This window comes from Phreatobacter stygius (genome assembly GCF_005144885.1).
GTDB lineage: Bacteria > Pseudomonadota > Alphaproteobacteria > Rhizobiales > Phreatobacteraceae > Phreatobacter > Phreatobacter stygius.
The window spans coordinates 1,909,028-1,917,500 of sequence record NZ_CP039690.1 but is presented as its reverse complement, the minus strand read 5'-3'; the positions used below and the strand labels follow the sequence as shown (position 1 = coordinate 1,917,500).

At 66.8% G+C, this 8,473-nt stretch carries 7 protein-coding genes; 3 read left to right on the top strand and 4 right to left on the bottom strand.

Going from position 1 to position 8,473, the window contains the following annotated elements:
• Positions 1-361: 361 nt before the first annotated feature.
• The 4 genes from upp to E8M01_RS08770 form a co-directional block, all read right to left on the bottom strand.
• Positions 362-991, bottom strand: coding sequence for a uracil phosphoribosyltransferase (gene upp / locus E8M01_RS08785; protein ID WP_136959782.1), 630 nt, complete (start codon positions 989-991; stop codon positions 362-364).
• A gap of 38 nt (positions 992-1,029) precedes the next feature.
• On the bottom strand, positions 1,030-2,268 hold the full coding sequence (locus tag E8M01_RS08780; protein WP_136959781.1) for a URC4/urg3 family protein: 1,239 nt from the start codon (positions 2,266-2,268) through the stop codon (positions 1,030-1,032).
• A gap of 2 nt (positions 2,269-2,270) precedes the next feature.
• Positions 2,271-3,524 carry a GTP cyclohydrolase II gene (locus E8M01_RS08775; RefSeq protein WP_136959780.1) on the bottom strand — a complete coding sequence of 418 codons (1,254 nt, stop codon included), beginning with the start codon at positions 3,522-3,524 and terminating at the stop codon, positions 2,271-2,273.
• 152 nt (positions 3,525-3,676) lie between these two features.
• Positions 3,677-5,467 (bottom strand): cation:proton antiporter domain-containing protein, encoded by a 1,791-nt coding sequence (locus E8M01_RS08770; RefSeq protein ID WP_136959779.1) that lies wholly within the window; start codon positions 5,465-5,467, stop codon positions 3,677-3,679.
• 709 nt (positions 5,468-6,176) lie between these two features.
• On the opposite strand from E8M01_RS08770, the gene E8M01_RS08765 reads away from it, so the two are divergent.
• The 3 genes from E8M01_RS08765 to E8M01_RS08755 all read left to right on the top strand — a co-directional run bounded on the left by E8M01_RS08765 (position 6,177) and on the right by E8M01_RS08755 (position 8,456).
• Positions 6,177-7,322 (top strand): type III PLP-dependent enzyme, encoded by a 1,146-nt coding sequence (locus tag E8M01_RS08765; RefSeq protein WP_136959778.1) that lies wholly within the window; start codon positions 6,177-6,179, stop codon positions 7,320-7,322.
• A 116-nt stretch (positions 7,323-7,438) separates the two neighbouring features.
• Entirely contained in the window at positions 7,439-8,020 is a 582-nt protein-coding gene (locus tag E8M01_RS08760) for a GNAT family N-acetyltransferase (protein ID WP_136959777.1), read from the top strand.
• A gap of 103 nt (positions 8,021-8,123) precedes the next feature.
• Positions 8,124-8,456, top strand: a complete 333-nt coding sequence (locus E8M01_RS08755; RefSeq protein WP_136959776.1) for a hypothetical protein — start codon at positions 8,124-8,126, stop codon at positions 8,454-8,456.
• Positions 8,457-8,473 lie beyond the last annotated feature (17 nt).

Below are 8,473 nucleotides of genomic sequence, written 5' to 3'. Positions count from 1 at the left end.
GCCGGTCGATGAGCGGAGCGCCGGCAAGGTGGCCCTGCCGTGGCGCCGGCAGGCGAAGAGGCGGAGGCGCTCCGGCATCGAGGGGCTCTCCGGAGCCGCAGCTCCTGACCGCGCCCGAAGCCCGGCCAGGGCCGCGGCCGAAAAGAAAAGGCCCCACTCCGTGGGGGCGGAGTGGGGCAGATTGGGAGGAAGAAACCGCGATTCGCGGCCGTCGGGCACCTAGACCTCGCATATATAAGCTGAGAATCAGCTGACATAGAACAAGATCTAATACCGATATCCTGCCCGTTTCGCCGGGCAGACGCAAGCTGCTCGATCGGAGGGCCCAGGACATCGGCGCGCGGTTGCTCACATGCTTGGGCTACTTGGTGCCGAACATGCGGTCGCCGGCATCGCCGAGCCCCGGCACGATATAGCCGTGTTCGTTCAGGTGGCTGTCGATCGCAGCCGTCCAGATCGGCACTTCCGGATGATGGCCATGGAAATTGGCGATGCCTTCGGGGGCCGCGAGCAGGCAGACGAAACGGACATTGGTGACGCCGCGCTCCTTCAGGCGCTCGACCGCGGCGATCGCCGAATTGGCGGTGGCGAGCATGGGGTCGGTGACGATGACCAGGCGGTCGGCCACGTCCTCGGGCGCCTTGAAGTAATATTCGACCGCGGTCAGCGTCTGCGGATCACGGTAGAGGCCGATATGGGCGACGCGGGCGGAGGGCACCAGCTCGAGCATGCCGTCCATGAAACCGAGGCCAGCCCGCAGGATCGGCGCGAAGACCAGCTTCTTGCCGCCGATCTGCGGCGCCATCATCGCGCCGAGTGGCGTCTCGATCTCGACCTGCTGCAGCGGCAGGTCGCGTGTCACCTCGTAACACAGCAGCATGCCGATTTCATGCAGCAGCTGGCGGAAGCCCTTGGTCGATCGGCTCTTGTCGCGCATCAGCGTCAGTTTGTGTTGCACCAGCGGATGCTCGACGACGGTCACATTGTTCATCACTACCCCTCCCGGTCTTTCGCCGGCTACTAAAGTCTCTAGAAAACGGTTCCGTCGCTCACCACCCGGATCGGCGGGCCGCCATCGGCACGCTTCTCGCGGGCCAGCCTGCGGCCGGCGGACCACGTGCCGCCCTCGAGCACGCGCGCCAGCGGAAAGGCTTCGGCGTCGACGCCCAGCCGCTCACGCACCAGCGGCGCGATGCGGTCAAGCAAGGCAACCGTCAGGCCGCGCCATTCGACAACCAGCGCCGAATCGACCGTGTTGGGCGCGTCGGCGGCAGCCGGGTCGCGCAAGGCCAGTACGCCCATATCGACGAACAGCCCGCCATTGCGATATTCAGGCAGACCGGTCAGGCCGTCGACCTCGGTCACCGTGATACCGCTCCATTGCAGCGGCTCGATCAGCGAATAAGAAAGCCACTGGGACAGCTTGTGGAACGGGATCAGCCCGTCGCTGGCATCGCCGGCCTGAATCAAGGGATGGCGCCAGGTGTCGCCGAGTGCGATGCCGCCGAGCGTGATCCGGCTCGGCCAGATCGCGCCGAGATGGGCGAGCACCGCGGCCAGGATCTTGGTCGCCGGCAGGGTCGCGGTCTCGGCCTGGGCGCTCAGATGATCGAACAGTCCGCCCGGCCGCGGCGTATCCCGGGCGCCAAACACTTCCGGGTTGGCCGCCACGGTATCGCCGAGCCGGCAAAGAAGTCGCGCGCGACCCTCCAAGCCGACCAGCGGATTGGTCTCCGAGACCTGGAAGCCGCGGGCGATATCGTCGGCCGTCAGCGCCGAAAGGCGCGCCGCGTCGGCCCGGAGGCTCTGTCCGTCGCCGGCAAAAGCGCCGGCTTCGGCCATCCGGAGCGATGCCACCGCGAGGCCTTCGGATTTCGACATCTCGATCCCGGTGCCCGCATCGCGGTAACGCCAGCCCATGCCGGCGCCGGCATCGAGCAGGACCGAAGCGATGGCGAGGTCGAAAGCCGCGCGGCCGCGTTCGGCCGGGTCGGCAATGTTTGCCAGCGCCTCGCGGCCGAGATCGCGGCCGGCGGCGACGAAATGACGCCAGCGGGCATGGAAGGGAATCTTGAGGTCCGGATAGTTGGCGCGGATCACCTCGACCACCAGGTCGGCGGCGGCCGGCAGCCTGGCCAGGTCGACGGTGAAGGCGGTCAGCTTGCCGTCGAGACCGAGCGCCAGCATCTTGGCGGCCCGCTCCCGCACGGCCGAAGTGGTCAAGAGCGCGCGGGCGGCGCGCGGCGCGTCGAGTTGTGCGAAAGCCATGCTCAGAAGTCTTCGATCTTGCGGCCAACCACCTTGGCCAGGTCGTCCTGGCTCGGCGGAGCCTCGGGGGTGAAATAGCCGGCGGCCTTCTTGGCCTCCATCTCGACCGACGCGTCCTGCGGCACCAGATCATCGGGGATCGGCACGCGCTCGACGACGTCGACGCCGGAAGCCACCAGCGCGTCGTATTTCATGTTGGACATGGACATGAAACGGTCGATGCGGCGGATGCCGAGCCAGTGCATGACGTCGGGCATGAGCTGCTGGAAGCGGGCGTCCTGGACGCCCGCGACACATTCGGTGCGCTCGAAATAGGTCGCGGCCTGGTCGCCGCCTTCCTGGCGCTTGCGCGCGTTATAGACCAGGAACTTGGTGACTTCGCCGAGCGCCCGGCCTTCCTTGCGGTTATAGGCGACGAAGCCGACGCCGCCTTTCTGGGCGTCGCGGGCGGCTTCCTCGATGCCGTGAACCAGATAGGGCCGGCAGGTGCAGATGTCGGAGCCGAACACGTCGGAGCCGTTGCACTCGTCATGCAGGCGCCCGGAAACGAAGGTCCTGGGGTCGCCGAGCTTGGCGACGTCGCCGAACAGATAGACGGTGATATTGCCGATCGGCGGCAGGAACACGCTCATGTCCGGGCGGGTGACCAGCTCCGGATACATGCCGCCGGTCTGCTCGAACAGGGTGCGGCGCAGGTTGGTCTCCGAGGTGCCGAACCGCTCTGCGATGCCGGGCAGGTACCAGACCGGATCGATGGCGATCTTGACGCAGGCGATGTCGCCGCTGTCGCGCACGATCGTGCCGTCGGGTTTCAGCCGCTTGCCGATATGCTCCTTCAACTCGGGCAGCGTCAGCCGCGCCTTGGTGATGGCGATCGAGGGGCGGATATCGACGCCCTCGGCGATCTGCGGCCGGAAGGCCTCGCCGACCATGTGGCCCCAGGGGTCGATCGAGACGATGCGGCCGGGTTCCGACCATCGCGGGAAGGGGCCGATCTGCACGACCGGATGGGTGTTGGTCAGATCCGGCCGCTGGATCGGATTGAGCGCGCCGGCCGAGACGGCGAGCGCCCGGTAGAGCGCATAGGAGCCGCCATGGGTGCCGATGGCGTTGCGGTCGGGGCCGGCATTGACCGTTGCGACGACCGGGCCGCGCAGCGCGGCGGTCTTGGCGCCCCAGGCAATCTTGAACCGCGACGGCGTGCCGGCGCCGGGGTGGGAGGTGAGCCGGATATGGCTCGACTTGTTGACGCTCATCCTGTCCTCGATGGCCCGATGGCCTCATGGAACGGATACGGCCCCCCGTCGGGATTGGCGGAGGGCCGTCAATGAGCAATTGATCATGGCGCAGGAACGCGAAGCCCGCAAGACAATCCCGCGCGAGGTGGAGAACCGGATTTTGAGGCGGTTTACAGCGTCTTGCGCGAGCGCACGGCGTGCTTGATGCGGCTCTCGTCGGCGCCGGCTTCCTGCAACTCCTTGCGGAACACGTCGCGCCGTTCGTGCACCGAGGCGATGACCAGGCCCGCGGGCACGCCGAGGTCGAACAGCACGGCTTCCGAGAGCTGCAGGCTCGCCTCGATGGTTTCCGGCACGGCGTCGGTGACGCCGAGCTTGTAGAGCGCCTTGGCGTGGTCGGCGTCGCGGGCGCGCGCGATGATGGTCAGGTTCGGGCAGATCGATTTGGCGAGGCCGGCGATCTCGTCCATGGCACCGGCGGTGTGCAGGGTCAGGACCAGGGCCGCGGCTTCGCGCAGGCCGCAGGATTCGAGGAAGGCCTGGTTGTTGGCATCGCCATAATAGACCTCGTGGCCGGCTCGCCTGAGGTCAGAGATCTCGCGCGCATCGCTGTCGACGGCAATGAACGGTACCTTGTGATGGGCGAGCATTTCGCAGACGAGCTGGCCGACCCGGCCGTAACCGACGACGATGACCCGCTTGTCCGGCGTTGTCGGCGGCGCGACCAGCAGGGCCGGATCGATCGGCGCCACCGGTTTGATGCGATCGGCGAAACGGGCGCCGAGATAGTCGAGCAGCGGCACGGTGGCCATGCTGAAGGCGGTCAATGTGGTGACGAAGGCGCCGGTTTCGGTGGCCACCACGCCAGCGGCGGTGGCAAGCCCCATGGTGACGAAGGCGAACTCGCCGGCGGGTCCGAGCAGCAGGGCGCTGCGCACCGCGACCGTCCAGCTCTGGCCGAAGGCGCGCACCAGCGGCACCAGCACCGCGATCTTGACGCCGATCAGGACCACCAGGGCGCCAACGAAGACGATCGGCCGGGTGGCGATCAGCGACAGGTCGATCGACAGTCCGACGGAAAAGAAGAAGGCGCCGAGCAGCAGGCCCTTGAACGGCTCGAGGGTTGCCTCGATCGCGCGGCGATATTCGGTCTCGGCGAGCAGCAGGCCGGCGACGAAGGCACCGAGCGCCATCGACACGCCAAAGGCGGCGGTCACCACGCCCATGCCAATGGCGATCAGCACGGTGGCGGCCATGAAGACCTCCGGGCCGTCGGCGGAGGCGACGAGACGCAGGAACGGCCGGAGCACGAGGCGGCCGACAAGCACCACCAGGGTGACCGCAGCGACACCCTGGGCAACCGCGATCACCAGGCCGAGAACGACCGAATCGCCGCCGCGGGTGGCGAGCGCCCCGACCAGGAACAGGAGGGGGATGACGGCAAGGTCCTGCAGCAGCAGGATCGCGAAGCTGGTGCGCCCGGTCGTGGTGGCGAGCCGTTTGGTCTCGGCGAGCTGTTCGACCACGATGGCCGTCGAGGACAGGGCGAGCGCGCCGCCGATCAGCACCGCCGCGGCGATCGGCTGGCCAGCCCACCAGGCGACAAGTGCGATGATGCTGGTCGAGGCGACCACCTGTGCGGTGCCGAGGCCGAGCACCAGGCGCTTCATGCGCGTCAAGCGCTCATAAGACAGTTCGAGGCCGATCAGGAACAGCAGGAAAACCACGCCGAGCTCGGCAAAGACCGAAATCTCCCGGCTGTCGGTGACCGCGATCCATTTCAGCCAGGGCAGGCCGTCGACCAGCCGGCCAACCCCGAAGGGGCCGAGCAAGGCGCCGATGCCGAGAAAACCGATGACCGAACTGATGCCGAAACGGGCAAGAACGGGGACCGTGACCGCAGTGGTGCCGAGGATGATCAGGACATCCTTATAAGCCGCGAGATCGACGGTAGCTGCCACGCTACGCTGTCCTTCGGTTTGTGCGAATCCTCCAATCTTTATGCATTCTTTATGCCGTCGGTGCCAAGCGCTCGATCGCGGTCGCCGAAAGGCTTTCCCGCCATGGTTCCGGCGCTTTTCTGAACGGTTGTTAACACCATGACCGGACAGGCGAAATTTCTTGAGGCCGGGGGCCGAAAAAGGTCTTGCGCAGGGGGCGGAATCTGCTATCTGTCGCCTCGCCCAATTTCGCACGTGCCTGTGGTTGCGTGCCGGTTGGTGGGCATCCGGACAAGAGGCCGGACAGCCGCCCGAAGACTTGGGAATGCGCCGGCGCTCGTCGGGCCGTATTCCAGGGGCGTCGCAAGACGCGGGGTCTTCGATACCTAACCGGCAGCCGGAGGCAAACCGGCGAACTCTGCCCTCCGCAGAGGACGCGACTTGAAGCAACGACGATCGGGCTTTTTTGGTCTCAGCCGGTGTCCAGAGCCGGCGACTGAAGAGGCTTGTTCTTCTTGCCGGCCGTGCGGTTCGGGGTCATTCCCAAGCCAAACGAAGGCGTCCTTTTTTGTACCGGCCGGCAACGGTCAGTGCGTGATGTGATGTCTCGGCGAACGTCATCGGGTTGTGACCGTCACCGGTGTTCCGTCTCCAAAGCGGACCCGGGAAACGTTTCGCTCCCATGGGTTCAACCCTTTCCAGATCCAGGGGGATCTGAGGGGAGGCTTTAATGACCGACCGTATCCGCGATTTCCTGCGCAGCCGCCGCGAGGACGGGCCCATCCTGGTCGTCGACCTGAACGTCGTCGCCGAGAACTTCATGAAATTTGCCCGGGCTCTGCCGGATACGCGCGTGTTCTACGCCGTGAAGGCCAATCCCGCGCCGGAAATCCTGAACCTGCTGGCCGAAATGGGCTCGTGCTTTGACTGCGCTTCGGTGGTCGAGATCGAGCAGGCCATGGCGACGGGGGCTTCGACCGACCGCATTTCCTTCGGCAATACGATCAAGAAGGAAAAGGACATCGGACGCGCGCTGCAGTACGGCGTGCGCCTGTTCGCGGTCGATTGCGAGGCCGAGGTCGAGAAGATCGCGCGGCAGGCGGCGCTTCTCGGCGCCCGCGACGTCAAGGTGTTCTGCCGCTTCCTGCAGGACTGCGAGGGCGCCGAATGGCCGCTGTCGCGCAAGTTCGGCTGCGCCGCAGAGATGGCGCCTCGCGTTCTCGAGCTGGCTCACCGGCTGGGTCTCTCCGCCTATGGCCTGTCGTTCCACGTCGGTTCGCAGCAGACCAATATGGGCGCCTGGGACCTGGCGCTGACCACGGCCTCGTCGATCTTCCGCACGCTTGCCGAGCGGGGCATCGAGTTGAAGATGGTCAATATGGGCGGCGGTTTTCCGACCAAGTACCTGAAGGACGTTCCGGCGGCGGAAGCCTATGGCGCGTCGATCTTCGAGGCGCTGATCAAGCATTTCGGCAACCGCATCCCGGAAACGATCATCGAGCCGGGCCGCGGCATGGTCGGCAATGCCGGCATCATCGAGACCGAGGTCGTGCTGATCTCGAAGAAGTCCGACGCCGACGAGGTGCGCTGGGTCTATCTCGATATCGGCAAGTTCCACGGCCTCGCCGAGACCATGGACGAGGCCATCCGCTATCCGATCCGCACCGATCACGACGCGGACGAGAAGGTGCCCTGCGTGCTCGCCGGACCGACCTGCGATTCGGTCGACGTGATGTACGAGAAGGTGCCCTACATGCTGCCGTTGTCGCTTGAGATCGGCGACAAGGTGCTGATCGAGGCGACCGGAGCCTATACGACGACCTATTCGACGGTCGGCTTCAACGGCTTCGCGCCGCTCGCGAGCGTCTGCATCTGAGACTTTCCCGCCCGGGCTACCGGGCGGGTTTCCCCCACCAAAAAAGTCCCGACCGGCCGGACCTTGTCCGGCACGAGGGCTGTCGTCTGTCTCGAACCTTGAGAAGGACCGCGGCCATGACCGTGCACGCCACCGATTTCCCAGGCTCCGCCATCGTCGTCGCCGACGAGCGTGACTGCCACATCGCCGCCCGCGAGGCGCTGCTTGACGTCGCCTTTGGCGCGGATCGCCGCGAGAAGACCTCCGAACGTCTGCGCGAAGGCCGGCGGCCGGCCGACGGCCTGGCTCTAGCCGCGACCTCGGCCGACCGGCTGGTCGGCACGGTCAGGCTGTGGAATGTCACGCTCGGCCCAGGCCGCCCGGCCTTGCTGCTCGGCCCGATCGCGGTCGATCCGGCGCTGCGCTCGGCAGGCATTGGCGGACGCCTGATGAACGAGGCCGTGGCCCGGGCGGCAGCGCTCGGCCATCGGGCGATCGTCCTGGTCGGCGACGAGCCCTACTATCGGCGTTTCGGTTTTTCGACCGCCAGGATGGACAAGCTCTGGCTGCCCGGCCCGGTCGATCGCGCCCGTCTGCTCGGGCGTGAGCTCGTCGACGGCGCGCTCGACGGCGTGCGCGGCCTGGTCAGCGCGACCGGTGCCAGCATGCCGCGCTGGCGCGGTTGGGAGCTCGCCGCCGACGCGCGCGTTGCCGCCTGAAGCGAGGCGATCCGACGGTCACACATCGTCAATCTGTGATCGTCATGCTCTCGACCAGGACGCAAGGGAACGGTAGACTTCCCTGCAGCATCGGGAGTCGATCATGATCCGCAATGTCGCCGCTGGCCTTCTCGCAGCAATCGCTGTTTTTGCCGTCGAAGCGGCGACCCACGATGCGGAGGCGCGTTCGCGCCGCCGCGCCGTTCCGGAGGTGCGGGTGAGCCGGCCGAGCTGGCTGGTGACACCGAAGGTCGAATTCCCCGGCAACCACATGACGATGCGCCCGGACATCCGCTACGCCTCGGATTCGGCGACCGGCGATCTGGCGGTGATGTCGACCAGCATGCGCGGCGCGGCCGGCGCGGACCGTTTCTGGGGCCAGCCCGGCTGGACCGTGCAGTGGCCGTGGCCGGCGGCGTTCTACGCGCGCGACTGAGCCAACGGAACGGACGA